At 71.9% G+C, this 24,428-nt stretch carries 25 protein-coding genes; 2 read left to right on the forward strand and 23 right to left on the reverse strand.

Annotated features, from left to right (window positions below; genetic code table 11):
- The 7 genes from IOD14_RS27070 to IOD14_RS27100 form a co-directional block, all read right to left on the reverse strand.
- On the reverse strand, positions 1-2,436 hold the full coding sequence (locus IOD14_RS27070; protein WP_123987419.1) for a SpoIIE family protein phosphatase: 2,436 nt from the start codon (positions 2,434-2,436) through the stop codon (positions 1-3).
- A 155-nt stretch (positions 2,437-2,591) separates the two neighbouring features.
- Entirely contained in the window at positions 2,592-3,056 is a 465-nt protein-coding gene (locus IOD14_RS27075) for a twin-arginine translocation signal domain-containing protein (protein WP_349252440.1), read from the reverse strand.
- 12 nt (positions 3,057-3,068) lie between these two features.
- Positions 3,069-3,671, reverse strand: coding sequence for a hypothetical protein (locus IOD14_RS27080; RefSeq protein ID WP_212671782.1), 603 nt, complete (start codon positions 3,669-3,671; stop codon positions 3,069-3,071).
- 196 nt (positions 3,672-3,867) lie between these two features.
- Positions 3,868-5,196, reverse strand: coding sequence for an enolase C-terminal domain-like protein (locus IOD14_RS27085; protein WP_212671783.1), 1,329 nt, complete (start codon positions 5,194-5,196; stop codon positions 3,868-3,870).
- A 37-nt stretch (positions 5,197-5,233) separates the two neighbouring features.
- Positions 5,234-6,571: a gluconate:H+ symporter gene (locus tag IOD14_RS27090; RefSeq protein WP_212671784.1), complete on the reverse strand. Its 1,338-nt coding sequence runs from the start codon at positions 6,569-6,571 to the stop codon at positions 5,234-5,236.
- Between the two features lie 283 nt (positions 6,572-6,854).
- Positions 6,855-7,064, reverse strand: a complete 210-nt coding sequence (locus IOD14_RS27095; protein WP_123987424.1) for a hypothetical protein — start codon at positions 7,062-7,064, stop codon at positions 6,855-6,857.
- Positions 7,065-7,124: 60 nt separating this feature from the next.
- Positions 7,125-7,988 carry an AraC family transcriptional regulator gene (locus IOD14_RS27100; protein WP_123992506.1) on the reverse strand — a complete coding sequence of 288 codons (864 nt, stop codon included), beginning with the start codon at positions 7,986-7,988 and terminating at the stop codon, positions 7,125-7,127.
- 345 nt (positions 7,989-8,333) lie between these two features.
- Here IOD14_RS27100 and IOD14_RS27105 point away from each other — a divergent pair, with 345 nt between their 5' ends.
- Both IOD14_RS27105 and IOD14_RS27110 read left to right on the forward strand, forming a co-directional pair.
- A complete protein-coding gene (locus IOD14_RS27105) occupies positions 8,334-9,137 on the forward strand; it encodes an SDR family NAD(P)-dependent oxidoreductase (RefSeq protein ID WP_212671785.1) in 804 nt (267 codons plus the stop codon).
- A 27-nt stretch (positions 9,138-9,164) separates the two neighbouring features.
- Positions 9,165-9,914, forward strand: coding sequence for a glucose 1-dehydrogenase (locus IOD14_RS27110; RefSeq protein ID WP_123987426.1), 750 nt, complete (start codon positions 9,165-9,167; stop codon positions 9,912-9,914).
- Positions 9,915-10,072: 158 nt separating this feature from the next.
- Here IOD14_RS27110 and IOD14_RS27115 read toward each other — a convergent pair whose 3' ends face one another.
- The 16 genes from IOD14_RS27115 to IOD14_RS27190 form a co-directional block, all read right to left on the reverse strand.
- Positions 10,073-11,119: an MBL fold metallo-hydrolase gene (locus IOD14_RS27115; protein ID WP_212671786.1), complete on the reverse strand. Its 1,047-nt coding sequence runs from the start codon at positions 11,117-11,119 to the stop codon at positions 10,073-10,075.
- Positions 11,116-12,648 (reverse strand): class I adenylate-forming enzyme family protein, encoded by a 1,533-nt coding sequence (locus tag IOD14_RS27120; protein WP_123987428.1) that lies wholly within the window; start codon positions 12,646-12,648, stop codon positions 11,116-11,118. The genes IOD14_RS27115 and IOD14_RS27120 overlap by 4 nt, the downstream gene beginning before the upstream one ends.
- A gap of 30 nt (positions 12,649-12,678) precedes the next feature.
- A complete protein-coding gene (locus IOD14_RS27125) occupies positions 12,679-12,999 on the reverse strand; it encodes an EthD family reductase (RefSeq protein ID WP_212671787.1) in 321 nt (106 codons plus the stop codon).
- 74 nt (positions 13,000-13,073) lie between these two features.
- Positions 13,074-13,502, reverse strand: coding sequence for a hypothetical protein (locus IOD14_RS27130; RefSeq protein ID WP_249126080.1), 429 nt, complete (start codon positions 13,500-13,502; stop codon positions 13,074-13,076).
- On the reverse strand, positions 13,499-13,849 hold the full coding sequence (locus tag IOD14_RS27135; RefSeq protein ID WP_123987430.1) for a nuclear transport factor 2 family protein: 351 nt from the start codon (positions 13,847-13,849) through the stop codon (positions 13,499-13,501). The genes IOD14_RS27130 and IOD14_RS27135 overlap by 4 nt, the downstream gene beginning before the upstream one ends.
- Positions 13,850-13,954: 105 nt before the next feature.
- On the reverse strand, positions 13,955-14,581 hold the full coding sequence (locus tag IOD14_RS27140) for a TetR/AcrR family transcriptional regulator (protein WP_123987431.1): 627 nt from the start codon (positions 14,579-14,581) through the stop codon (positions 13,955-13,957).
- 101 nt (positions 14,582-14,682) lie between these two features.
- A complete protein-coding gene (locus tag IOD14_RS27145) occupies positions 14,683-15,495 on the reverse strand; it encodes an enoyl-CoA hydratase-related protein (RefSeq protein ID WP_212671788.1) in 813 nt (270 codons plus the stop codon).
- A complete protein-coding gene (locus tag IOD14_RS27150) occupies positions 15,492-16,259 on the reverse strand; it encodes an SDR family oxidoreductase (protein WP_123987433.1) in 768 nt (255 codons plus the stop codon). Before IOD14_RS27150 ends, IOD14_RS27145 begins: the two co-directional genes overlap by 4 nt.
- The gene (locus IOD14_RS27155) at positions 16,256-17,050 is read right to left on the reverse strand and encodes an SDR family oxidoreductase (RefSeq protein ID WP_212673407.1); all 795 of its coding nucleotides are present in this window, start codon (positions 17,048-17,050) and stop codon (positions 16,256-16,258) included. Before IOD14_RS27155 ends, IOD14_RS27150 begins: the two co-directional genes overlap by 4 nt.
- A gap of 263 nt (positions 17,051-17,313) precedes the next feature.
- Complete coding sequence (locus IOD14_RS27160; protein WP_212671789.1) at positions 17,314-18,534, reverse strand: acyl-CoA dehydrogenase family protein; 1,221 nt, start codon at positions 18,532-18,534, stop codon at positions 17,314-17,316.
- 12 nt (positions 18,535-18,546) lie between these two features.
- The gene (locus IOD14_RS27165; RefSeq protein ID WP_212671790.1) at positions 18,547-19,521 is read right to left on the reverse strand and encodes a phosphotransferase family protein; all 975 of its coding nucleotides are present in this window, start codon (positions 19,519-19,521) and stop codon (positions 18,547-18,549) included.
- On the reverse strand, positions 19,518-20,735 hold the full coding sequence (locus IOD14_RS27170; protein ID WP_212671791.1) for an acyl-CoA dehydrogenase family protein: 1,218 nt from the start codon (positions 20,733-20,735) through the stop codon (positions 19,518-19,520). The genes IOD14_RS27165 and IOD14_RS27170 overlap by 4 nt, the downstream gene beginning before the upstream one ends.
- Positions 20,736-20,778: 43 nt before the next feature.
- Entirely contained in the window at positions 20,779-21,927 is a 1,149-nt protein-coding gene (locus IOD14_RS27175) for a thiolase family protein (RefSeq protein ID WP_123987437.1), read from the reverse strand.
- Positions 21,928-21,964: 37 nt separating this feature from the next.
- Positions 21,965-22,336 (reverse strand): OB-fold domain-containing protein, encoded by a 372-nt coding sequence (locus IOD14_RS27180; RefSeq protein WP_212671792.1) that lies wholly within the window; start codon positions 22,334-22,336, stop codon positions 21,965-21,967.
- Positions 22,321-23,109, reverse strand: coding sequence for an enoyl-CoA hydratase/isomerase family protein (locus tag IOD14_RS27185; protein WP_123987439.1), 789 nt, complete (start codon positions 23,107-23,109; stop codon positions 22,321-22,323). The genes IOD14_RS27180 and IOD14_RS27185 overlap by 16 nt, the downstream gene beginning before the upstream one ends.
- Before the next feature lie 103 nt (positions 23,110-23,212).
- Positions 23,213-24,346 carry an acyl-CoA dehydrogenase family protein gene (locus IOD14_RS27190; protein ID WP_212671793.1) on the reverse strand — a complete coding sequence of 378 codons (1,134 nt, stop codon included), beginning with the start codon at positions 24,344-24,346 and terminating at the stop codon, positions 23,213-23,215.
- Positions 24,347-24,428: the final 82 nt, after the last annotated feature.

Raw genomic sequence — 24,428 nt, forward strand, 5'->3', positions numbered from 1 at the left:
TCAGCCGGCCGGAAGGGATTGCTCGGCCCAGATGGTCTTGCCCTGCGGGCCCTGGCGGGTGCCCCAGCCCTGGGTGAGCTGGGCGACCATGTGCAGCCCGCGCCCGCCTTCGTCGTAGGTGCGGGCCCGGCGCAGATGCGGGGCGGTGTTGCTGGCGTCGGAGACCTCGCAGATGAGGGTCCGGTCGCGGATGAGCCGCAGGCCGATCGGTACGGCGCCGTAGCGGATGGCGTTGGTGACCAACTCGCTCACCACCAGCTCGGTGACGAAGGCCGCCTCCTCCAGTCCCCACGCGGTGAGCTGGCGGGTGGCCTGGGCCCGGGCGTCGGCCACGACCGCCGGGTCGGAGGGCAGGGACCAGGCGGCGACCTGGTCGGCGTGCAGGGCGCGGGTGCGGGCCAGGAGCAGGGCCACGTCGTCGGAGGGGCTCGTGGGCAGCAGGGCCTTCAGAACGGCGTCACAGGTGGCTTCCAGCGAGCTGACGGACCCGGCCAGGGCCCCGCAGAGCCGTTCGAGGCCCGCGCCGACGTCTCGGTCGCGCGCCTCGACCAGGCCGTCGGTGCAGAAGGCCAGCAGGCTGCCCTCTGGCAGTTCCAGCTCGGTGCACTCGAAGGGCAGCCCGCCCACGCCGAGCAGGGGGCCCGGAGTCAGTTCGACCACGCGGGCCGTGCCGTCGGGGAGCAGCACGACGGGCGGGACGTGGCCGGCGCTGGCGAAGCTGCACACGCGGGACACCGGGTCGTAGACGGCGTAGAGGCAGGTCGCGCCGATCTCGCCGCTGACCACGTACGGCTCGTCCGGGTCGGTGTCCTCCTTGTCCGTGGCCAGGTGCATGACCAGGTCGTCGAGGTGGGTGAGGAGTTCGTCCGGAGGCAGGTCCACGTCGGCGAGGGTGCGCACTGCCGTGCGGAGCCGGCCCATGGTGGCGGAGGCGTGGATGCCGTGGCCGACCACGTCGCCGACGACCAGGCCCACGCGGGTGCCGGACAGGGGCACGACGTCGAACCAGTCGCCGCCCACACCGGCGCCGGTCCCGGCGGGCAGATAGCGGTACGCCACCTCGACGGCCGCCTGTCTGGGCAGGTCCCGGGGCAGGAGGCTGCGCTGGAGGGTGAGGGCGTTGGTGCGCTCACGGGTGTAGCGCCGGGCGTTGTCGACGCCGACGGCGGCCCGGCCCGCGAGTTCCTCGGCGAGGATCAGGTCGTCCGGTTGGAAGGGAGGGGAGCCGGTGACACGGCTGAAGACCGCGACGCCGAGGGTGATGCCCCGGGCCCGCAGGGGGGTGGCCATGACGGAGTGGATCCCGAACTCCACCACGCGCGCAGTGCGGGTCTCGTGCCCGGCGATCCAGGCGGCGAAGTCGGGGTCGTCCGCGCCGCTGAGCACCGGCTTGCCGTCGGCCAGGCAGCGGGCGGGCGGGGAGAACGGCGGGTAGGTGTCCACGCCGCCGAGGTCGATGGCGGCCTCGGGCACGTCCTCCCCCTCGCCGGCGGACTGGTGGGCGACCCTGCGCAGCACCACGGCCGCGTCGACCGGACCCGGCACGGGTTCGTCCCCGCGCAGCACGGAGTCGAGGAGGTCCACGCTGACGAAGTCGGCGAGGCGTGGCACGGCGAGGTCGGCGAGCTCCTGGGCGGTGCGGGTGACGTTCAGGGTGGTCCCGACGCGGGCGCCGGCCTCCTGCAGCAGGGCGAGCCGCTGCCGGGCCGTGTGCTGATCGCTGTTGTCGAACGCGGCGGTGCCCACCCCGACGACCTCACCGGTGCCGGGATCGCGGACGGGCCACAGCTCGATGACCCAGGCACGGTGGTGGGCGGAGGTGAGGGGGGCGGCCGTGTCGCCGGGGGCGCACGTCGGCTCCGGGGCCGGACACTCGTAGCGCAGCGGGGACCCCTCGTCGGCGACCCGGCGCACACACCGGAGGAACCCTTCCTCGGCGAAAGCCGGGGCCCGCCGCTCGCCGCCGGGCCCGGGGGCGTGCTCCCCTCCGCCCCGCGCGACCGCGTTCCGCCGCCACGCACCGGACGCCGTGGCGTGGGTCGAGAGCGCGAGGGAGGACTGGTCGAAGGCCCACTGCACCATGGTCGGGTCGGGTCCCGGGGAGAGGGCCACGACGAAGGACCGGGCCGTGCCGTCGCCGCCCAGCGACGGCTGGGCGTGCAGGGTCGCTTCGACGCGGTGGCCGTCCCGGTGCCGCAGTGCCGCCGTGCCCCTCCATTCCTGGGAGCCGGTGAGGGAGAGTCCGGTCGCCTCGGGAGCTCCGTCACCGAGGAGCAGATCGGTCGCGGCGCGTCCCACGACCTCCGGGGCGCGGTGACCCAGCAGTCGTCGAGCGCCCTCGCTCCACCCGGTGATCACGCCGTCCAGGCTGAGGGTGACCGTCGCGACCTCGGCTGACCACCCGCTGTGACCATTCCCTTGATCAAAGTTGGCCATTCTTGCTCAATTCGCGCGGTGAGGTGCCTCACAGACCCAGAGTGCGCGCAGCACAGGAATCGGACAAGTCAGGTCCAGTGCCCCGTGGGCGGCCAGGCGTCAGCCCCGTCTCGCTCCGCCTCTCTCACAGCGCGGTCCCCGGGTCGCAGCACCCCTCACTCCGCAGCCGCCTGCTCGCCTCGAGCCGTTCCGCGAGGGAGGACATGAGGGTGCGCGAGGCGCTGGGCGCGGCCGTGGTCGGCAGATGTGCGAGGCGGCCGCCGGGTGAGACGGCCGGTGCGCGGAATCGACCAGCGCACGTGTTGCACCTCGGCGACGAGCCGGTCGCCGGCCGGGAAGAGCGTCGCCGAACCGCCGGGGCGGCGGTCAGGGTGAGGGTGACCGCGGAAGAGGGGGCGGGCGAACCGGGCGGTCGCGACGGCCGTGGCGGTGACACCGGCGGCCTGGAGGAATCCGCGGCGGGAGAGCGGACCGGGCCGGGAAAGGTCGGGCGTGGCGTGGGCGCCCAAGGGAGCCTCCGGAGCGCGCGGTTGACGTGCCGGACGACAGGGCCGTTCCCCGCGGGGAAGGGCCCTGCGCACCGAACACCGTGTCAGGGGACGGTTTTCGCCCCCTGACACCGACCCCTCAGCTCACAGACCGTCACGCACCATCGCGGCGACGATCCGCACATGGCGGTCGGCCGCCGTGCCGGAGAACTCGTTCTCGTAGTTGAGGCCGTAGGGCCAGAAGTGCCCTCCGCCGGTGGACAACTTCGCCGAGGAACCGTCGAACTGCCGGACGAGCGCGGTTGCTTGTGCACCGGTCCAGGTGCCGCTGCCGCCGAGGGAGGTCCAGCCCGAGCTCGTGCCCACGCCGATGGTGTGGGCGATCTCGTGCAGAGCGGTCCGCTCGGTCATGTAGCTACGGTTGGCGCCGAAGCGGATGGTGCCGTTGAGGTTGCCGTCCGCGGTGGGCACGCTCGTGTCGTAGCGGACGGTGATGGACTTCCCCAGATCGCTGAGGTTGTTGTAGCGGGCCACGGCGGCGTTCATCGCCGAGGTGATCAGCGTGTACGCCGCCTGCTGGTCCGCGGTGGGGTTGCCGGCCCGTTCGAGGGTCCAGGTGATGGTGGCCGCCGCGACCTGTTCCCGTGGGGCGGCAGCCGGGGGCGGGGCGGCCTGGGCGATGCCGGGGCCGGCCGCCAGGAGTACGGCGGCCAGCGCGGTGCCGACCGCGGCCTTTCGTGGGTTCATGTGGGGGTCCTCTTGTGGGGGGTGGATCCAAGTGGGGGTGGATCCCGTGGGGGGAGGTCGAGGCATGAACTGGAAAGCGCTTTCCGAGGTTTCCCGGATGCTAATGAGGTGTCTTGGTCATGTCAACGACTCCGGCGCCCGGTGAAACCCGCGCGACTCCGGAGCCCGGTGAAACCCGCGCGGTGCCCGTCCCGGTTCAGCGCACGAGACAGGGACGCTTGGCGTCGAAGGTCCAGTCCTTGACCAAGTACTGCATCCCCGCGGCATCGTCACGGCCCGCCGAGGCCACCTCCTCGTGCAGCTCCTCTGCGGCCCGGAGCCGGTCGGGGTCCAGCCGGATCCCGAGGCCCGGCGCCTGCGGGACCGCGACCTCGCCGCCGGTGATCCGCGGGGGTTCGAGGGTGAGCCGTTCGAGACCCTCCTGCCAGATCCAGTGGGTGTCGAGGGCGTTGTACTCGCCCGGGGCGGCGGCACCGCAGTGGGTCATCATCGCGAGGGAGATGTCGAAGTGGTTGTTGGAGTGGCAACCCCAGGTCAGGCCCATGGCGTGGCACAGCTGGGCGACCCGGACCGAGCCCTGCATGGTCCAGAAGTGCGGGTCGGCGAGCGGGATGGACACCGACTGCAGGGCGAGGGCGTGGGTCAGCTGCCGCCAGTCCGTGGCGATCATGTTGGTCGCGGTGGGCAGCCCGGTGGCCCGGCGGAACTCCGCGAGGATCTCCCGCCCGGAGCAGCCGTCCTCCGCACCGCACGGATCCTCGGCGTAGGCGAGCGTGCCGACGAGCGGGCGGCACAGCTCGATCGCCTCGCGCAGGGACCAGGCGCCGTTCGGGTCGAGGGTGATCCGGGCCTCGGGGAACCGCTCCTTGAGCGCGCGCACCGCCTTCACCTCCTCACTGCCCGGCAGGACCCCGCCCTTGAGCTTGAAGTCGCGGAAGCCGTAGTGGTCGTAGGTGGCCTCGGCCTGGCGGACGATCGCCTCGGGGGTCAGTGCCTCCTCGCGCCGGATGCGGTACCACTCGACGTCGGCGCCGGGCTCACGGACGTAGTGGAGGTCGGTGCGGTCCGGGTCGCCGACGTAGAAGAGGTAGCCCAGGACCCTTACGGCGGCGCGCTGTTGGCCGTCGCCGAGCAACGCGGCGACCGAGACCTCGAGGTGCTGTCCGAGCAGGTCGAGAAGCGCCGACTCGACGGCGGTGACCGCGTGCACGGTCGTACGGAGATCGAAGGTCTGGGCGCCGCGGCCGCCCGAGTCGCGGTCGGCGAAGGTGTCGTGGACGGTGCGCAGGACGCGCTTGTAGTCGCCGACGCGAGCGCCGACGACGAGCCGCTCGGCATCGCGCAGGGTCCGCGTGATGGCGTCGCCGCCGGGCACCTCGCCGAGGCCGGTGCGCCCCTCGGAGTCCTCCAGGACGACGACATTCCGGGTGAAGTACGGGGCGTGGGCGCCGGAGAGGTTGAGGAGCATGGAGTCCCGGCCGGCCACCGGATGGACGGAGAACTTCGTGACGACGGGTTGGCTCATTGCGGGGCGGTGTCCTTCCGGTGAGTCATGGGGGAGGTCAGACCTTGAGGGCGTCCAGCACCTGTTCCAGGACCAGTACACCCCCGAGGCCCAGGATCGCGAGGACCGTCGTATAGGTGGTGCGTGCCTTGATCGCGTCGATGACGGACAGGTTGAAGTACTCCTTGAACATCCAGAATCCGGGGTCGTTGACGTGCGAGAAGGCGATCGACCCGCAGGAGACCGCCAGCACCATGGCCTCGGCGTGGACCCCGCCGCCCGCGAGGAGCGGCAGTGCCACGCCGGAGGCGGTGACGACGGCGACGGTCGCGGAGCCGAGGGCGATACGGAGAATGGCCGCGATCAGCCAGGCGAGGACGACCGGGGAGATCGACCAGCCGTCGGTCACGTCCTTGATGTAGTCGGATATCCCGCCCTCCACGAGGACGTTCTTGAAGGCGCCGCCGGCTCCGATGACCAGCAGGATCATCGCCATGGCCTGGGCCGCCTCCCGGCACGAGGCGCTGACCTCCGCGAGGCTGCGCCCCATGCGCGGTCCGAACACCCAGACGGCGACGAGCAGGGTGAGCAGCAGGGCGATGGGCGCGGAACCGATGAACGCGACGAAGTGCAGTCCGGCACCGTCTCCCGAGGTGGCCAGGTCGGTCACCGCGGCACCGGCGATCAGCACGACGGGCAGCAGGGCCACCGCCAGCGACCAGCCCATGCCGGGCATCTCCTCCTCCTCGAAGACCCGTTCGCTGACCAGACCCTTGGGGATCTCGGGGTTCATCCGCCGGACGAACGGCAGTCGCGGCCACAGCAGCGCGATGAAGGCGCCGACCGGGACGGCGATGAACAGGCCGTAGAACAGGGTCAGTCCGACGGAGGCGTGGAAGGTGGCGGCCACGGCGGTGGGGCCCGGATGGGGCGGCAGGAAGCTGTGCATGGTGGACAGGGCGATCGACATGGGCAGCCCCACCCACAGAAGGTTGGCCCGGGTGACCCGGACGAGGGTGAAGGCGACCGGCACGATGATGACGAAGGCGACCTCGTAGAACATGGTCACGCCGATGAGCATGGCGGACAGCACCATGGCGACCTGCACCCAGCGCGGACCGCACACGTCGAGGAGCCTGCCGGCGATGCGTTGGGCGGCGCCGGAGTCCCCCATCACCCGGCCCACCATGGCGCCGAGACCGATCGTGAGCATGGTGTCGCCGATCTGGTCCCCGATGCCCTCGGAGAGGACGTCCGGGATCTCCTCCAGGCCGATGCCCCGTACCAGCGCGACACCCACGGCGACCAGGAGTAGGGCGGCGAAGCCGTTCAGTCTCAGCTTCGTCATCAGAAAGAGCAGGACGAGAACGCTGATCCCGACCACGACGAGCGGCATGTGTCAGCTCTCCTTTGAACTGGCGGTGCGGTGAGGAGGGTTCACCGGAGCAGCTCAACGAATCACCCGGCTGAACACAGTCCTCATACAAAGACATCGTCTACATATGAAGACGGAGGCTAGGTGTACGGATCACGGAACGTCAATGGGTATGCACGAGGAACGGGGTGACTGGACGCTTCGGGCGTCATTCAGCCGACAGAGGTGGCGCGGGCCGGGAGCCCAGGGGTGCGGGCCGTGTGCGAAGTGGCTCCGGCCGTGTGCGCGTTGGCTGCGGACGCCCTCAACCGCCGGCCGGGGAGGGCAGGGTCGCGGGGCCGGGGTGCAGGATGCACTCGTCCTCGTCGAGATTGCCGCAGGACGCCTGCGGGAAGCCGCGCCGGTCGAACAACGTGACCGTCTCCGACCAGGTCCGGCAGATCGTCTCCATGATCGGCGAGCGGCGGACGAGCTCCGTGGAGGTCCAGGCCGGCCGGACGGTCCCCCGCGCCATCCGACCGGCCCGTGCGTACCGGCGGGGACGCGCTCGGCCCTCGCTGGTACCAGCGGGACGTTATCCGCCGGTCGCCGTCGCGGTCTTGGACGAATTTGCACTCCGCGAGAGCGCCATCGCCCCCTCCACCCGGCGCGCGGCCACCATCTGTCCGGGCGTGGTTCCGGCGATGGCGCGGAACTCGCGGTTGAGGTGGGCCTGGTCGTAGAAGCCGCAGGCCGTGGAGATCTCGGTCAGGCTCGCGGTGCCGCGACCGAGCAACGCCACCGCGTGACGGAAGCGCAGTACCCGGGCGGACGCCTTGGGTGTGAGTCCGATCTGCTGGGTGAACCGGCGGATCAAGTACCCCTGGCTCCAGCCGACTTCGGCGGCGATACGGGCGATCGGGATGACCCCCGCGCTGCCGGAGAGCAGTTGCCAGGCGTGTGCCACCTCGGGCGTGGGCCGCGGGCCGTCCTCGAGCCGGGCGAGCAGGGCCTTGTCGAGCAGGTCGAATCTGGTGGCCCAGTCCGGTGCGGCCGCCATCCGCTCCACCAGCACGTCGGCCCCGGGCCCCAGAACGTCCCGTGTTCCCACGGCCAGGTTGGTCAACTCGCTCATCGGCAGGCCGAACAGCCGGTACGCGCCCAAGGGTGCGAACTCCACCCGGACCGCCTCCTGGCCGCCGGGGTGCGTACAGATCGCGGGCCGGTCCTCCAGCCCCACCACCAGCGAGCCGATGCTCCCGGTGTCCCCGTCCCGCAGGCCCAGCCGCCGCACTTGCGAGAACGGTTCCGCGAGACTGATCAACAGGGTCGCGTGCCCGGTCGGCACCAGTCGCGCCTCGTACGGTGTGGTCACCGCTTCCCAGTAGCCGACGTAACTGCGTAAGTACGGTCGCAGTCCCGGATGCCAGGGCCGTGTCACCCGCCACAGCCCACCCATGCGCGCGATCTCGACCGCGCCTTCCCTCGTCACGCCACCACGTGTGCCGAGAACCACCAAGAGCACCCCCTCCCCTGCCCGAGGAACCGTGCCGAGCCGACCCGCCTGGCAGCTCCGTGACTTCCAGCATCCAACGCCACCCCGCCCGACTCACGAGTAACCAGGTGAAGTTGGCATGCAGACGGGTGCAGATCTGATGACGGTGGCCCCAAGGTCCACCGGTCGGAGCGGACGACATGGACTCCGCCCCGAGCCTTGTCGCCTCGACCTCGTGAATCTAGACTCCCGCAAAGTGAAGCAAGTTCAGTTCAGGCGAGCACATGGCGCACACCCGGGAGTGATCTCATGACGGGTTCCCTGGACGGCAAGTCCGTCCTCGTCACCGGCGCGGGACGGGGCATCGGGCGGGCGATCGCCGTGGAGATGGCCCGCCGGGGCGCGGCAGCGGTCGCCGTCGCGGACCGCGACGAGGAGACCGCAGCCGACACCGCGGACCACGTGCGCGACGCCGGAGCCCGGGCCGAGGCGATCGTCTGCGACCTGCGCGTACGCGACAGCATCGCCGACATGGTCACCGGCGCGGTGGAGCGCTTCGGCGGGCTCGACGTGCTGGTCAACAACGCCGGAGCGGTCGAGACCTCGTTCACGGCGGACCCGGACCGCGGTGTCGACACACTCGCCGAGGAGGTCTGGGACGCGGTCTACGAGGTCAACCTCAAGGCCGTGTGGCTGACGACCAAGTTCGCCGCACCCCATCTGCGCCGCTCCCGCCGCGGGCCCGCCATCGTCAACACCGCCTCGGTCTCCGGTCTCACCGGCTTCCCCAACGCACCCGCCTACGGCGTCACCAAGGCCGGTGTCATCCATCTGACCAAGGTCACCGCCGTGGATCTGGCCCCGGTGCGCTGCAACTGCTTCTGTCCCGGTGTCATCGACACGCCGCTCGCCCAGGGGTTCTTCGCCGCCTCCGGGGACCGGGACGCCATGGAGCACGAACTGATCGCGCCCCAGTTGGTGGAGCGGCTCGGGCGTCCGGAGGAAGTCGCCGGGCTGGCGTGCTTCCTGGCCTCCGACGAGGCCGCGTTCATCACCGGATCGTCGTATGTGATCGACGGCGGTGCCCTCGCCTGGCTCGGCGTACGGGACTGACGACCATCGACAAGTGAGGAGAACCCGATGGGATCCAGGCTGGCCGGGAGGACCGCGCTGGTGACCGGTGCCACGGGAGGCATCGGTGACGCCGTCGTACGGCGGCTCGCGGCCGAGGGCGCGGCGGTCGTGGTGACCGACCTCGACGCCGAACGCTGCGAGAAGCTCGCCGAGGAGGTCGGGGGCGGTGCTCTGGGCCTTGCTCTCGACGTCTCCGACGAGTCGGCGTGGCAGTCGGTCCTCGCCACCGCGACCGCGGCACTGGGCGAGTTGTCCGTGCTGGTCAACAACGCCGGCATCGCCACGATGCACACGGTCGAGAGCGAGACCATGCAGTCCTGGGAGCAGGTGCTGGGCGTGACCCAGACCGGTGTATGGCTCGGCATGAAGTACGGCGGCCCGTCCATCGAGCGCCGCGGCGGCGGCTCCGTCGTCAACATCGCGTCGATCTTCGGTACGGTCGGCGGCTTCGGCGCCCAGTTCTCGTACCACGCGGCCAAGGGCGCCGTACGACTGATGACCAAGAACGCGGCGCTGCACTGGGCGCGGCGCGGCGTACGGGTCAACTCCCTGCACCCCGGCTTCATCGAGACCCCGCGCTCACGCGAACTGTGGCGCGACACGCCCCGGTTGACCGCGATGGTCGAGGGGACACCGCTCGGCCGGCTGGGCACTCCCGAGGAGGTGGCGGCCGCCGTGGCCTTTCTCGCCTCCGACGACTCGAGCTTCATGACGGGGTCCGAGCTCTACGTCGACGGAGGCTGGACGGCACGCTGAGGCGGCCGGGCCGAGTTCGGTCGAGGTGCGCGGGCTGACGGGACGGCCGTATCGAATTCGGTTCGGTGCCTTGCCCTCCTGAAACGGCGGTCGGACCGAATTCGGTCCAGGTGCGCGCGCCGAGACTGCGGTCGTACCGAATTCGGTCCGGGTGTCCGTCAGCGCGCCGTGTACCGATTGACGCCGTCGGTCTGCGTGCAGGTGGCCCCTCCGCGGGCCACCAGCACGTCCAGGTGGGCCGCCGTCTCGTTGACGGCGAGCATCCGGTCGAAGGGGCCGAGGTCCGTGAAGGACACCCTGCGCCGGGTCCAGCCCAGTTCCCCCGCCACGTCGTACGCGGTGCGGGTCCGGTCGCCGAGGGCGGTCAGCGTCTCGGAGAGGCGGTCGTCGTGATGGGCCAGCAGTTCTGCGACCCGTTCGTGCACACTGGCACCGACCGGGCCGTGCGCTGGCAGCAGCCGGGCGTCGGCGAGCGTGGTCATCAGGTGCAGTGAGTTCAGGTAGTCGCCCAACGGCAGTTCCGGGCCGCCGAGTTCGAACCCTATGGACGGGGTGATGTGCGGCAGGACGTGGTCCCCGGAGAACAGCAGTCCGCGTGCCCGGTCGAGGTAGACGACATGCCCCTGGGTGTGACCGGGCGTCGGCACGACCGCCAACCGGGTCTCTCCGAAGTGCAGTTCCTCCTCCCGCAGCCAGCGGTCGGGCGCTTCCCAGACGGTGGGGTCGAAGTCTCCGTGGTACATCGCGGCGACCCGCTCGGCCAGTTCGTGGGCCCCGGCCCGGCGCAGCGTCCCCAGCGAGCCGACCGGCTCGTCCGTCCGCAGCTCGCCGAGGAGTTCCAGGCCGCACCGCTCGCCCGCGCCGAGGTACACCTGGGATCCCAGCAGCCTGCGCAGTTCGACGGCCTGGGTGTAGTGGTCGCGGTGGATGTGGGTCACCAGCACATGGCTGATCTCGCCCAGGTCGTGACCGAGTCGGGTCAGGGCGTCCTCGAGGGCCGTGCGGGACTCGGGGATCGACCATCCCCCGTCGACCAGGACCAGGCCCTCCGTGAGCCCCTCCAGCACATAGACGTTGACGGCCCGCAGCCCGTCGTCCGGCAGCGGCAGCGGGATGCGGTGGACACCGGGCTCCACGGTCTCGGGTCCGGGCTGCGCCCAACGGCCGCGGTCGAGACGGGGGGTGCGGGTCGTGGGGGTGGTCATGCATCTCCTTGCCGGTGCTGTTCGGGGGGTGCGGCGAGCCGCGCGTGCAGGTCGTGGGCGAGTCTGCGGGCTCCGGACCGGTCGAGCTTGCCGACTGTCGTCTGCGGCAACTCATCCACGGTGAAAGCGAATTCGGGCCACTTGGCCCGGGACAGGCCGGTGCGGGCGAGGTGGGCTGTGATCTCGTCCAGGCCGAGCTCGCCGCTGCCGTCCTCGACGACGAGGAGCACGGCGGCACGTTCGCCCAGCATCGGGTCCGGCACGGGGGTCACGCAGACGCGGGCGACCGAGGGGTGGGCTGCGACGGCCCGTTCGATCTCGGTGATGTCGAGGTTGCGGCCGCCGCGGATGATGACGTCCTTCTCGCGGCCCATGACGGTGACCGTGCCGTCCGCGCCGGTGACCAGCAGGTCGCCGGTGGGGAAGTAGCCGTCCGGGGTGAGGGCCGGCGGCTCGACCTTGCCGTCGCGGGCGTAGCCGAGGAACAGGGACGGGCCGCGGACCTGGGCGTGGCCGGTGGCGCCGGGTCCGAGGACGGTGCCGTCGGCGGCGACGGCCCTGAGGTCGGTGCCGGGGAAGGGCCGTCCGTCACGGCCGAGGCGGATCTCCTCGGGGTCGTCGGGCCGGGGCGAGGTGTGCCCGAGGCACTCGGACATGCCGAAGACACGCAGAATCGTGGTGCCCAGGGAGCGTTCGGCGCGGGCTAGGGCTCCGCGGTCCATGGGCCCGCCGCCGACGGTGATCGAGCGGACGCCTTCGAGGACCCCGGAGCCGGCGGCGGCCGAACCCATCTGGAGGGCCATGGTCGGCACGCACATGGTCCAGCGCACGTCGTGGGCGGCCATGCGCGCGAGTGCTTCCTCGCGGTCCCAGCGGCCGGACAGGACGAGCGGCCCGCCCAGCATGAGGGAGAGACAGACCCCGAAGCAGTAGGCGGCCGTGGAGGAGAGCGGGACGACGGCGGCCACCGCGTCCCCGGTGCGCAGGCCGTTGACGTCGATGGTGCACGCGCACGCGTAGCGCAGGGCGCTCTCGGACTGGACGACACCCTTGGGGCGCCCTGTGGAACCGGAGGTGAGGCCGATGACGGAACCGCCGGACCAGCGCGAGACATCGCGCGGTCCACGGCCCGCGTGGACCGTCCAGCCGTCGAGGGCCTCGGACGGCGGCGCGTCCGGCAGGGCCGAGCCGCCGTCCCACTCCTCGATCGCGGAGGGTTCGGCGATCAGGACGTCCGGCCGGATGTCCTCGATGGCGGCGGTGAACTCGGTTCGGGTCGTGTGCCGGTTGACCAGGGCCAGGACGCCGCCGGTCAGGCCGGTGGCGAGGGTCGCCGCGAGGGTGCGCCACGAGTTGTCGGCCTGGAGGAGGACGGTGCCGCCCGTGGTGCCGTCCGGGCTCATGACCCCGGCCAGTTCGCTCGCGCGCCGCAGCAGGTCGCGCGCGCCGTGACGTCCGTGGTCGTCGACGACGGCGGTGAAGTCCGCCTGCCGGGCGCGGTCGTTGAAGTCCCGCACTGTCTGTCGCATCCGTTTCCTCGCCTCGTAGGGCCGGGCCGCTCAGCCGCCGTACATCTCCATCTCGCCGCCCATGACGGCGATCCGGCGGCCGCGCATGTCGCCGACCTGGGCGACGGCCGCCGCCCACTGCGGACTCTCCAGTGCCTTGCGCAGGTCCTCGGCGGTGTCGAAGCCCAGGACGGAGACACCGTCCCAGCCCTGCGAACGCGGTTCGAGGGCCGCGTCGATGTCGGTGTGCCGCCAGGACCTGAGACCGGGCAGCTGCCGGGTGAGTTCGGCGTGCTCGCCGCGCCACCAGGCGATGAACCGTTCGTGCGTCCAGTCGGGCGGCCGCGCGGCCAGCAGGACGAGGTTGTACATCACGCCTCCCCGGGTTCCTCGGTTGCCGCAGGTGCCACGGCCATGTCTCTCGTGCCTCAGGTGCCTCAGGTGCCTCAGGTGAAAAGGACCGCGGGCGACCGCCCGATCAGCAGGCGCCGTACCCGGCCCTGGTCGTCCAGCCGCGCCGAGGCCACGAAGGTCGCCTCCGGTACGCCCGCCCTGCGGACCTCTCCGAGGTACAGCTCGTCCCGGCCGACCGCGGACGCGGTGAGCGGGTGGTGGGTGCGCACGCCCACCTCGCGTTGGGCGAGGTAGCCCTCCATCTCGGCCCGGCCGCCGTGGAAGTCGGTGCCGGCGTCGCCGCCGGTGGAGAACAGGATGGAGAAGGAGAAGTCGTCGCTGATCAGGTCGAGGATCCGGTCCGCGTCGTCGCTGTCGAGGATGCCGAACCAGGTCGTCAGGAAGGGGGCGGAGGAGATGGACGCCGTCCCCGCCTCCGACTCCCCGGGCGTCCCCGCCGGCGTTCCGGTCGGCGCGTTCACGGCCGGTCCACGAGGTCGAAGTCCGGGGTGAAGAAGGACTGGTAGCCGGCCATGAGCCCGGCGGGCGAGACGCGTACGGCGGACAGGAAGGCTCCCGTGGTCACGCCCTGGTCGACCACGAAGCCGTACGCCGTCTCGACATCGCCGTCGACGCAGTACCGCACGATCTCGTGCCTGCGGTCCACGGCGTCACGTCCGGCGATGTAGTCGGCGAAGTCCTCGCGCGATGTGCCGGTCCGTTGGCCGCCCGGAAGGGCGATGAGGAACCGGAAGCCGGGTTCCAGGAGTTCGAGGGCCTTTTCCGGGTCCTGGCCGTCCATTCTGGCCATGTATTCGCGAAGCACCATTGCCGATCGCTCTCCCTCAACACCAGGAAACAACCTGAGTTCAGTTCAATTTGACTGTAAGGCAGCGACCCCGCCACCGACAAGAGGCGGGAGGTCGCCGAGGAACTACTCCGCGACCATCCGCACCACGCACCCCTCGATCAGCTCACTGATCTCCGACAGGGGAATCGCCCCGGTCGGCCGGTACCACCGCCACACGCTGACGATCATCCCGAGCACGGCGAGACCGAGGGTGTGCGCGTCACGCACCGGGAAGGCGCCCCTGGCCATGCCGCGCATCAGCAGGTTCGTCCAGTCCCGCTCGACCATCTGGACCAGCTGGCGGGCCGCCACGCGCTCGGTCTCCTCGCGCTTGGACTTGCGCGGGGTGGCGAGCAGGGACATGTTGGCCTGCAGGATGCGCATCTGGCGGATCTCCCGCTCGCTGACCGCGAAGGCGGAGCGCACCGCCGCGCGCACCTCCTCCACCGGTTCCGTCAGGTCGGCCGTGGCCTCGACGAACTGGTCGTGGGAGCGCTGGAGTTCGAGCCGCATGATGGTGAGCAGGCAGTGGGCCTTGGACTCGAAGTAGTGGTACAGGGCGGTCTGTCCGATACCGACCCGGTCGGCCACGTCCGACCACTTGGTGTTCTCGTAGCCGTCCTCCCCGAACCGCTCCACGGCCGCCACGAGGATCGCGCCGCGCTTCGACCTGGGCCCTTCCTCCGGATCCACGATCCGCGCCCTTGCCATCGTCTCTCCCTCTCCGCCACGGCCGGTTCCGATCACCGTCCGGTCGTCCGAGAGTAGACCCCAGTTCAAGTCGGTTACGAATCGAGATTCGGGCGGATCGTTCATCCGGAGTCCGGCCGTGCGCGCCCGGGTCCCGCGAAGTCGGGCCGCCGCCCGCCGAGAAACGCCGCCACGCCTTCCCGGCCCTCCGCGGACACGGCGGCCTCGGCCAGGAGCCGGGCCTCCGCGTCGAGGTGTTCGTCCAGGCCCGCGGTCAGCGCCCGGCCGACCAGCCGCCGGGTCGTCCCGTACGCCTCGGTGGCCCCGCGGGCCAGCGCGCCCGCCGTCCGTACGGCCTCCTCGTGCAGCCGTTCCGGCTCGACGACCCGGCTCACCAGGCCCATGCCCAGCGCCTCGGCGGCCGTGACGCGCCGGTTGGTCAGCAGCAGGTCCACGGCGCGCCGCGGCCCCACGAGCCGGGGCAGCGACCAGCTGACCCCCGCGTCCGGGGTGTATCCGATGGCCGTGTACGCGGCCGTGAAGCCGGCGTCCGCCGCCGCGAGACTCACGTCCGCCGCCGCCACGAGACCGAGCCCGGCGCCCGCCACGGCACCCTGTGCGGCCACCACCAGCGGTGCGTCCAGCCCGGCGAGGATCCGCAGCGCCCCGTGCAGCGCGTCGGTGACGTCGGCCAGATGCGCCGCCAGCCGTTCCCCCCGTTCCCCGGACAGCGTGGCGAACTCCTTGAGGTCGCCTCCGACGCAGAACGAGCGCCCGTGCCCGGTGAGCAGCACCGCCCGTGCCCGCGTCCGCTCGCACTCCCGGGCCGCGTCCAGCAGGGCCCGGGCCATCGCGAGGTCGATGGCGTTGCCCGACCCGCGGCACATCCGGATCCGCGCCAGTCCGTCGCCGTCGGTCTCGACCGTGACCCTCATCGCGCCGTCCACCCGCCGTCCACGGTGAGCACGTGCCCGGTGCAGTACGAGGACGCGTCCGAGGCCAGATAGAGCAGGGCCCCGTCCAGTTCTCCCGGCTCACCGCCGCGCCCCAGCATCGTGCCGCGGTCGACCCACCGCCGTGAGCGTTCGTCGGAGAACAGCGCGTCGGTCATCTCCGAGCGGAACCAGCCGGGCGCAAGGGCGTTGACCCGCACTCCCGACCGTCCCCACTGGCCCGCCAGTTCCCGGGTGAGCCCGACGAGCCCGGCCTTGGACGCGGCGTAGGCGGCGCCGCCCAGCGGGGCACCGGAGACCAGGCCCAGCACGGACGAGACGTTCACCACGGATCGCGTACGACCGCGGTCCGGCTCCGGCGCCTCGGCCAGCAGGCGCGCGAGGTGGAAGGGGGCCACCAGGTTAACGGCCAGCACGTCGGCGAAGTCGTGGGCGCTCTCGTCCTCGGCGCGTACGGCACCGGGCGCGCCGGCGTTGTTGACGAGGACGTCGATCCGGCCGGTCTCGTCGAGCGCCGTCCCCATGAGCCGCACCCGGTCCTCCTCGCACGAGACGTCGCAGACCACGGGGTGGATGCCGGGCTCTTCGTCGGCGAGTGCCTTGAGCTTGTCCAGCCTCCGGGCGGCGGCGAGGACGGTGGCGCCCGCCGACGCGAGCACCGTCGCGAACCGGGCCCCGAGGCCGGAGGAGGCCCCGGTGACGACGGCGGTCCGCCCCCGCAGCGAGAACAGCGCCTCGGGTGTCATGCCTCCACTCCGATCGGCAGCACGGTCGCCCCGCCGTCGAGGACGAGGGTCTGTCCCGTCATCCAGGACGAGGCCTCGGACGCCAGGAAGAGGGCCGCCTGTGCCACGTCCTCGACCGTCCCGAGCCGGCGCAGCGGCAGCCTCGCGGTCAGGATCGGCTCCCTCGGCTCCCAGACGGCACGGGCCAGCTCGGTCTTGATCAGGCCGGGCGCGATCGCGTTCACCCGGGCCACCGGCCCCAGTTCGTAGGCGAGTTGCCGGGTCATATGCAGCATGGCGGCCTTGGTGGCGTTGTACCAGCCGATGTGCGGGTCGACGACGAGTCCGCCGACGGAGGCGATGTTGACCACCGCTCCCCCGTGTTCGGCCATCCACGCCTGCCAGGCGCTCCGGGTCCAGGCGACCATGCCGTACTGGTTGACCCGTACGGTCTTCTCCGCGCGCGGCAGGTCGAGGTCGAGGAGATCGCCCATGTACGGGTTGGTGGCCGCGTTGTTGACCAGGACGTCGAGGCGGCCGAGGCGTGACACGGTCTCCTGGGCGCAGCGCTCGGCGTCCTCGGGCGCCCCGACGTTCGCGGTGACCTCGTGGACCTCGCCGTCCCCGTCGATGCGCAGCAGTTCCTCGCGGGCCGCCGCCAGCCCGTCGGGCTTCCGGGAGGCGATGACGACATGGGCGCCCGCCTGCCGGTACGCCTTGGCGATGCCGAGGCCGATCCCCCGGGAACCGCCGGTGATCACGGCGACCCGGCCGCTGAGGACCTGCGCGTGCCGGGTCTGCGCGGCTGGTATCCGGACGTCCGGTTTCTGCGCATCGTGTGTCCGCGCGTCCGGATTCCGCGCGTCCCGTGTGCCGGCGTCCGGCTGCTGCGCGCCCTGTGTCCACGCGTCCGGCATCTGCCGGTCCCGCGTCCGCGCGTCCGGATTCCGCGCGCCCTGTGTGCCGGCATCCGGCTGCTGCGCGCCCTGTGTCCACGCGTCCGGCATCTGCCGGTCCCGCGTCCGTGCGTCCGGATTCTGCGCATCGTGTGTCCGGGCGTCCTGTTCCTGTCCGTTCACGCCTTCGACAACTCCTCGGGGTACTTGGCCAGTTCACGCCGTGCGACCGTCCGCAGATGCACCTCGTCCGGCCCGTCGGCGATCCGCAGGGCCCGGGTGATGGCGAACAGCCGTGCCAGTACGGTGTCGTCGCTGACGCCCGCGGCGCCGTGCGCCTGGACCGCGCGGTCGACGACCCGGTGGGCGACCTCCAGCGCGGCCACCTTGATCGCGGCGACTTCGGTACGGGCGGCCGCGTTGCCCGAGGTGTCCATCAGCCAGGCCGACTTGAGCACCAGCAGTCGCAGTTGCTCGATCTCGATCCGGCTGCGGGCGATCCACTCCCGGACGACTCCGCGTTCGGCGAGCGGACCGCCGAACGCGGTGCGGGTCAGGGTGCGGCGGCACATCAGCTCCAGGGCCCGCTCGGCGAATCCGACCGCCCGCATGGCGTAGTGCATACGACCGGGCCCCAACCGCCCCTGGGCCAGGGCGAACCCGTCGCCCTCGCCGCCCAGGAGCGCGGAGACCGGTACCCGTACGCCCTCGAAGAGCACGTCGCCGTGGCCGCAGCGGTCGGTGTAGCCGAACATCGGCAGGTCGCGCAGCACCGTGATGCCGGGGGTCTCGCGCGGGATGAGCAGCATGCTCTGCTGCCGGTACGTCTGCGCGTCCGGGTCGGTGACTCCCATCAGGATGATGAGCCGGCAGTCGGGATCGAGGATCCCGGAGGTGTACCACTTGTGCCCGTCGACGACGTACTCGTCGCCGTCCCGGGTGATCCGGGTGCGGATGTTGCGCGCGTCGGAGCTGGCCACTTCGGGCTCGGTCATGGCGAAGCACGAACGGATCTCGGCGCTCAGCAGGGGCCGCAGCCAGCGGTCCTGCTGCTCGGCGGTGCCGAAGAGGGAGAGCAGTTCCATGTTGCCGGTGTCGGGCGCGGAGCAGTTGAAGACCTCCGGTCCGATCACCGACCGTCCGGCGAGCTCGGCGAGCGGCGCGTATTCGAGGTTGGTGAGGCCGGCGCCCCGGTCGCCGTGCGCGAGGAAGAGGTTCCACAGGCCCTCCGCGCGCGCCTTCTCCTTCAACTCCCGCATGATCGGCGGCAGTCGGTGGGGGTCGTCGGCCTCGGCGAGTTGGCGGTCGTGGACGGGCTCGGCGGGCAGGACGTACTCCTGCATGAACGCGGCCATGCGTGAGCGGAGTTCTTCGGCCCTCGGGGAGAGTGCGAAATCCATGGTGGCGCTCCTTCAGGGCCTTCGGGTGAGGAGGTCGCGGGCCGTGCGGATCATCGCCGCGACGGTCGGCGGCAGTCGTTCCTGGTCGGGGTCGTGATGGGTGCCCTCGCGGTGCCGGCGCAGGTTGTGGCCCATGATCGCGGCCATCTTGGTGCGGGCCAGGGCCCGGAACCAGTCGAGGGCCGGGGGTGCGGGACGGCCGTCGAGGTAGGCGGCGAGCAGTTCTTCCTCGGTGGGCAGGCCGGGTACGGGCCTGCCGAGCTCGGGGAAGTTGTGGTGGTCGCAGAAGAGGAGGAACCAGGCGAGGTCGATGCGCAGGTCGCCGTAGGACCAGATCTCCCAGTCGACCACGGCGGCCGGTCGTTCGCCCTGGCACAGGACGTTGCCGAGACGGAAGTCACCGTGGGTGAGGACGGGGGGAGTGCCGTCGGGAACCCGTGCGGCCAGCGAGGTCAGCAAGTCCTCGGCGCCGGGACGGAGTTCGGGCGGGACCGCGCGCATGGTGCGGCTCCATCGGTCCAACTCCGCGGCCGGGTCCAGTGGCCGGGCGGCCTCGGCACCGGTCGTGGTGGCGTGCAGTGCGCGCAGGACGTCGGGCAGGGCGAGCATGCGGCGGCGGCACAGCGCGGGATCGAGGCGGTGCTCGTCGAGGACCGGTTCGATCGCCTCGCCGCCCACGAACTCCATGGCGAACCAGGCCGGTTCGTCCTGGTCGACGGCGACGACGCGCGGCACGGGCACCGGTGATCCGGCGAGCACGGACAGGATGCGGGCCTGGCGCAGCACGTCGTTGCGACCGACGGGGCGTCGGCCCGGTGGTACCGCCTTCACGACGTACGGGACCGGCCCCGCCGTGATCGAGTAGGTGAGCCCGGAGTGGCCGCCGGGCAGGGTGCGCAGATCACCGCACCTCTCGTGGGGATGACGTTCGGCGAGGCGGCCACGGACGCGCTCCTGGAGTGCTGTCACTTCGGTGATGGCGCTCAACGGCCTTGTCCCTTCGGTTCCTTGGGCAGGCCCAGCACCCGTTCGGCGAGGATGTTGCGCTGGATCTCGTCGCTGCCGCCGGCGATGCGGTAGCCGGGTGCTCCGAGCAGGTGCTCGGTCCAGGCGAAGGTGCCCCACTCCCCCGTGTCGGCGCCCAGCCGGGGCCCGAGGAGTTGCTGGACGAGGTCGGTGGTGGCGCGCATGGTCGCGGTGGCGTGGAGTTTGCCGACCGAGGCCTCGGCGCCCGGTTCCCGGCCGGCCGCGAGCGCGGAGTTCACGCGCAGCCCGGTGAGGCGCTGGACGAGGGCGTGGACGAACAGGTCGGCCGCCTGCTGACGTTCGCCGCCGGTGAGCGGGCGGGGCAGGTGTCGGGCGAGGTCGAGGGCTCGGTCGGCGTTGTCCAGGCCGAGTCCGCCGGAGTCGAGGCGTTCCGCGGCGAGCACGGTGAGGGTGACCCGCCAGCCTTCGCCGACGGGGCCGAGCCGGTCGGTGTCGGGCACGTGGACGTCGTCCAGGTACACCTCGTTGAAGCTGGCGCCGCCGGTCATCTGGCGGATGGGCCGTACGGTCACGCCCGGCGCGTCCATCCGGACGAGGAAGACGGTGATGCCCGCGTGGCGGGGCACGTCGGGGTCGGTGCGGCAGACCGCCACGCCCCAGGTGGCGACCCTGGCACCGGACGTCCAGACCTTGTGGCCGCGCAGGATCCAGCCGTCGCCGTCGCCGTCCCGCACGGCGCGGGTGCGGACGGCGGCGAGATCGGATCCGGCCTCCGTCTCGGAGAACAGCTGGCAGGCGAGTTCGTCGGTGCGGAGCATGGGGCGGAGCCAGCGGCGCCGCTGCTCCGGCGTCCCCCAGACACGGATGGCGGGGGCGACGAGTTGTTGGGTCACCGGGAAGATCTCGGTGCGTCGCGGCACGTCGAAGGCCGCCTCCTCGGCGCGGTACAACTGCTCGTAGTGCGCGGGCAGTTCGCGGCCGCCGTACTCCTGCGGCCAGGCGAGCGCGCCCCAGCCCTGATCGTGGCGGGTGCGTTCCCAGTCACGTGCCAGGTCCGTGCGGGCGCGTTCCTCGGCCTCGGTCCAGTTCTCGAAGACGGCCACCGAGTCGTCGCCGCTGCCCCACTCACGATCCGCGGCACGTGCCGTCGCCACGCTCTTCAGCCAGCTCCGGGCTTCGGCGCGGAAGTCGTCCGGGGCGGGTATGCCGTCCATGATCCTCCTCTCGGCGGGCCGTCGATGGACTCTCGGCGGGCCCTCAACGGGTCAGCACGGTGCAGGCGCTGACGCCCGGCGCCCCGTACACATGGGTGAAACCGGCGGAGGGCTGCCCCGGCACCTGCCGCTCGCCGGCCCGGCCGCGCAACTGCTGCACGACCTCGTGGACCTGGCGCAGTCCGGAGGCGCCGATGGGCTCGCCGTTGGCGATGCACCCGCCGTCGGTGTTGACCGGCAGCAGGCCGTCGATCCGGGTCGCCCCGAAGGGGATGAGCGACTCCTGCTCGCCGTGCTCGCAGAACCCGCATTCGGCCAGATGCATCACCTCGGCGCCGCTCTCGGTGTCCTGCAACTGGCACACGTCGATGTCGCGCGGCCCCAACCCGGCTTCCTCGAAGGCCTGTTGTGCGGCGTCGGCACTCACGCTCGTCGGCGTGCCGGGCGGTGCCCAGGGGCTGAAGACCTCGAAGGAGCCGAACCGGCGGGTGCGTACGACGGCTGCCCGCAGCGCGACCGGAGTGCCGCCGAGCTCGCGGGCCACGGCTCGGCTGCAGAGGATGAGGGCGACCGCACCCTGGCCGGGTGAGCAGAACATGTACCGGGTCAGCGGGTCGTCGACCGTTCCGGATGCCAGGATCTCGTCGGCGTCGAGCGGCTTGCGGCGCCAGGCGTGCGGGGTGAGCACTCCGTTGGCGTACGCCTTCTCGGCGACCAGGGCGAGGGTGCGGGCGGTGATGCCGTGGTCGTGCATGTACCGCTGGATCTTCATGGCGAAGAACTGGGTGGTCACCATGAGCCCGTCGCGTCCGTAGGCCTCGTCGAGCCCCCAGTCCGCGGGCCGTGGGTCGAAGGCGCCGCGCGGGTGCTTGTCGAAGCCGACGGCGAGGGCCACATCGGCCGCCCCGGAACGAATGGCGTGCACCGCCGACACGAGCGCGCTGCCGCCGGTCGCGCAGCCGTTGCGCACGTTGACGAACGGCACTCCCGTCAGGCCGAGTTCGGCGACCAGCGTGTCGGCGTTGCCGGCGGCGTCGCTGCCGCCGTAAGCGGCCCGCACCCGGGACCACGGCAGTCCCGCGTCGGCCAGGGCCGCCCGTACGGCCTGCACGGCCAGCTGCCGGCCGCTCGCCCCGGTACGCGCGAAGGAGGTGATCCCGGCGCCGCAGACGAGCACGTCGTCCTCGCTCATACGGCCACCCCCGCGGCCCTCGGCACGTCGTCCCCGCTCATACGGCCACCCCCGCGGCCCTCGGCACCCCGTCCCCGGCGCCGATCACGACCGGCATCCCGATCTCCAGGTCCTCGGGGTCGAGGTCGAGGCGGGCCAACACCCGCACGCCTTCCGGCAGTTCGACGTATCCGACGCCGAACGGCGTGAATCCGGCGGGCGGGGGGACGTACGGCGGCGACTTGGGCGCGTACCGCTGGACGGTCCAGGTCCACAGCGTGCCCGTGCCGGAGAGCGTGACCGGCTCGGCCGGTCCTCCGCAGCGCGGACACGCCGGTTCGGCGGGGTAGACGGCCACCGCGCAGTCGGCACACCGGGAGCCGCGCAGTCGGCTCCCGGTCCCCTCCGCCGCGCTCAGCGGCCCTTCCACTGCGGCTCCCGCTTCTCCAGGAAGGCCGCCACGCCTTCCGCCGCGTCCTCGGAGTTGAGCATCACGCCGACCGCGAGGTGCTCCATGACCATCAGCGACTGGATGTCCGCGTCGAGGCTGCGGTCGATGGTCATCTTGGTGATCCACATGGTGAACGGGCTCTTGTCGATCAGCTGGTCGGCGAACTCCTCGACCGTGGCGTCGAGTTTGTCCGCGGGCGCCGAGGAGTTGATGAGGCCGAACTCCGCGGCCTCGACCCCGGTCAGCAGCTTGCCGGTCAGCATCAGCTCCTTGGTCTTGCGGACGCCGATCATGCGCGGCACCCGGTAGATGGGGCCTGCGCCGCCGAACAGGGCGCGCCGGATGTGGAAGTCGCCGATCAGGGCGTCGTCCGCGGCGATCGCGAAGTCGCAGGAGATCATCAACTCGAAGCCGCCCGCGGTGACATGCCCCTCCAGAACGGCGATCGACGGCGTCTTCATCGAGTAGAGCCGGTCGCAGACCTTCGCGGACAGCACGGCGACCTCGATGGCGGTGGAGCTGCCGACGAAGTCGGCCTGGAGGCTGTCCAGGTCGAACCCGGAGCAGAAGGTGTTGCCGCGTCCGCGCAGCACCAGCACGCGCAGTTCGGGGTCCGCGTCGACCTCGGTGATGATCTCGTCGAGCCGGTTCAGGATCGGCACGGTCACGCAGTTCTTCTTGTGCGGGCGGTTCAGCCAGACCCGTGCGACATGACCGTCGCGCTCGAACTGGATCTCGTCTTCGACTGACATGAGCTCCTCCAAACTGAACTGAATTGAGTTCGATTCTGTGGGCAGTGGTTGCCCGTGTCAATGGACTGGGGCCGGTGGGCGGTCCGGGGCGGTCGAGTGGCGGTCAGGCGGTCCGGCCGGACAGACCGAGGAGGCCGGCCAGGCGCAGGCGGTGGTCGTCGCCGGTGCCGAACAGTGCCTCGTCGGCCCGCGCCCGGCGCAGACGGAGGTGGGCCTGATGCTCCCAGGTGAAGCCGATCCCGCCATGGAGCTGGACGTATTCGGTGGTGGCCAGCCCTTGGGCGCCGGTGCACGCCACCGCGGCCGCGCTCGCCGCCACCGGCAGCTCGGCCGCCCGGGCGGCGAGGCAGGCGGTCGCGTAACCGGACGCCGACCGGGCGCCCTCGACCTCGACGAGCAGGTCGGCCATCCGGTGCTTGAGGGCCTGGAACGAGCCGATGGGGCGCCCGAACTGGGTTCGCTGGGACAGGTGGACGAGGAGAGCGTCCAGGATGTGCGCACTGCCGCCGACCTGCTCGGCGGCCAGTGCCACCCGGGCGGCGTCGAGGACCGCGTCGACGATCCCCGGCGCCTGCCCCGGCTCCCCGATCGCTTCGGCGGGCGCTCCCCGGAACCGGACCAGCGCCTGGCGGCGAGTGGGGTCGAGGACCCGGCGGGCCGAACGGTCGCAGGTCGACTCCTCGGGCTCGCAGGCGAACAGGCGCTCCCCGTCGGGCGCGCGGGCCATCACCAGCAGCACATCGGCCCCCTCTCCGTCGGGCACGAAGTCCGCCTCGCCGCGCAGCACCCAGCCGTCGGGCCCTCGCTCGGCCGTCACCCCGGCGGGATGCAGGAACCCGGCGGCCGTCGCCGTGAGCGCGCCGGAGGCGATGCCCGGCAGCCAGCGTGCGCAGGCCCGCCGGTCAGCGCTGTCCAGCAGGGCGCCCGCGGCGAGGACGACCGTGCTCAGCAGGGGCGCGGGGCACAGCACCCGGCCCGTCTCCTCCAGCCCCACGGCGAGTTCGGCGAAGGTGCAGCCGACACCGCCGTACTCCTCGGGCACGGCGAGCCCGTGGACACCGATCTCACCGGCGAGCCGCTCCCACAGGGCCCGGTCGTGTCCGCGCGGGCTCCCGATCTGCCGGCGGACCTCCTCGGGACCGCATGTGCTGGCCAGCATGTCCCGCAGAACCGCGCGCAGTTGGCGTTGTTCCTCGGTCTCCAGCAGCATCGTGGGATCCACGTCGAACCGGAACATCAAAGACCTCCCTCGACCGCGCCCGTCCAGGGCGGGGCTGTATCCGTGTGCGGTTGCGCGACCGGGCGAGACCAGCGGCGAC

It is taken from the genome of Streptomyces sp. A2-16 (genome assembly GCF_018128905.1).
Taxonomy (GTDB): Bacteria; Actinomycetota; Actinomycetes; order Streptomycetales; family Streptomycetaceae; genus Streptomyces.

Coding starts and splice junctions, on each gene's coding strand:
- IOD14_RS27095 (WP_123987424.1), bottom strand. CDS start 7,064: ATGGCGCGGGGGACCGTCCGGCCGGCCTGGACCTCCACGGAGCTCGTC.
- IOD14_RS27080 (WP_212671782.1), bottom strand. CDS start 3,671: ATGAACCCACGAAAGGCCGCGGTCGGCACCGCGCTGGCCGCCGTACTC.
- IOD14_RS27135 (WP_123987430.1), bottom strand. CDS start 13,849: ATGGTGCTTCGCGAATACATGGCCAGAATGGACGGCCAGGACCCGGAA.
- IOD14_RS27085 (WP_212671783.1), bottom strand. CDS start 5,196: ATGAGCCAACCCGTCGTCACGAAGTTCTCCGTCCATCCGGTGGCCGGC.
- IOD14_RS27170 (WP_212671791.1), bottom strand. CDS start 20,735: ATGGACGGCATACCCGCCCCGGACGACTTCCGCGCCGAAGCCCGGAGC.
- IOD14_RS27100 (WP_123992506.1), bottom strand. CDS start 7,988: ATGGGTGGGCTGTGGCGGGTGACACGGCCCTGGCATCCGGGACTGCGA.
- IOD14_RS27175 (WP_123987437.1), bottom strand. CDS start 21,927: ATGAGCGAGGACGACGTGCTCGTCTGCGGCGCCGGGATCACCTCCTTC.
- IOD14_RS27070 (WP_123987419.1), bottom strand. CDS start 2,436: ATGGCCAACTTTGATCAAGGGAATGGTCACAGCGGGTGGTCAGCCGAG.
- IOD14_RS27090 (WP_212671784.1), bottom strand. CDS start 6,571: ATGCCGCTCGTCGTGGTCGGGATCAGCGTTCTCGTCCTGCTCTTTCTG.
- IOD14_RS27120 (WP_123987428.1), bottom strand. CDS start 12,648: ATGCGACAGACAGTGCGGGACTTCAACGACCGCGCCCGGCAGGCGGAC.
- IOD14_RS27160 (WP_212671789.1), bottom strand. CDS start 18,534: ATGGATTTCGCACTCTCCCCGAGGGCCGAAGAACTCCGCTCACGCATG.
- IOD14_RS27190 (WP_212671793.1), bottom strand. CDS start 24,346: ATGTTCCGGTTCGACGTGGATCCCACGATGCTGCTGGAGACCGAGGAA.
- IOD14_RS27110 (WP_123987426.1), top strand. CDS start 9,165: ATGGGATCCAGGCTGGCCGGGAGGACCGCGCTGGTGACCGGTGCCACG.
- IOD14_RS27125 (WP_212671787.1), bottom strand. CDS start 12,999: ATGTACAACCTCGTCCTGCTGGCCGCGCGGCCGCCCGACTGGACGCAC.
- IOD14_RS27185 (WP_123987439.1), bottom strand. CDS start 23,109: ATGTCAGTCGAAGACGAGATCCAGTTCGAGCGCGACGGTCATGTCGCA.
- IOD14_RS27105 (WP_212671785.1), top strand. CDS start 8,334: ATGACGGGTTCCCTGGACGGCAAGTCCGTCCTCGTCACCGGCGCGGGA.
- IOD14_RS27115 (WP_212671786.1), bottom strand. CDS start 11,119: ATGACCACCCCCACGACCCGCACCCCCCGTCTCGACCGCGGCCGTTGG.
- IOD14_RS27145 (WP_212671788.1), bottom strand. CDS start 15,495: ATGAGGGTCACGGTCGAGACCGACGGCGACGGACTGGCGCGGATCCGG.
- IOD14_RS27140 (WP_123987431.1), bottom strand. CDS start 14,581: ATGGCAAGGGCGCGGATCGTGGATCCGGAGGAAGGGCCCAGGTCGAAG.
- IOD14_RS27150 (WP_123987433.1), bottom strand. CDS start 16,259: ATGACACCCGAGGCGCTGTTCTCGCTGCGGGGGCGGACCGCCGTCGTC.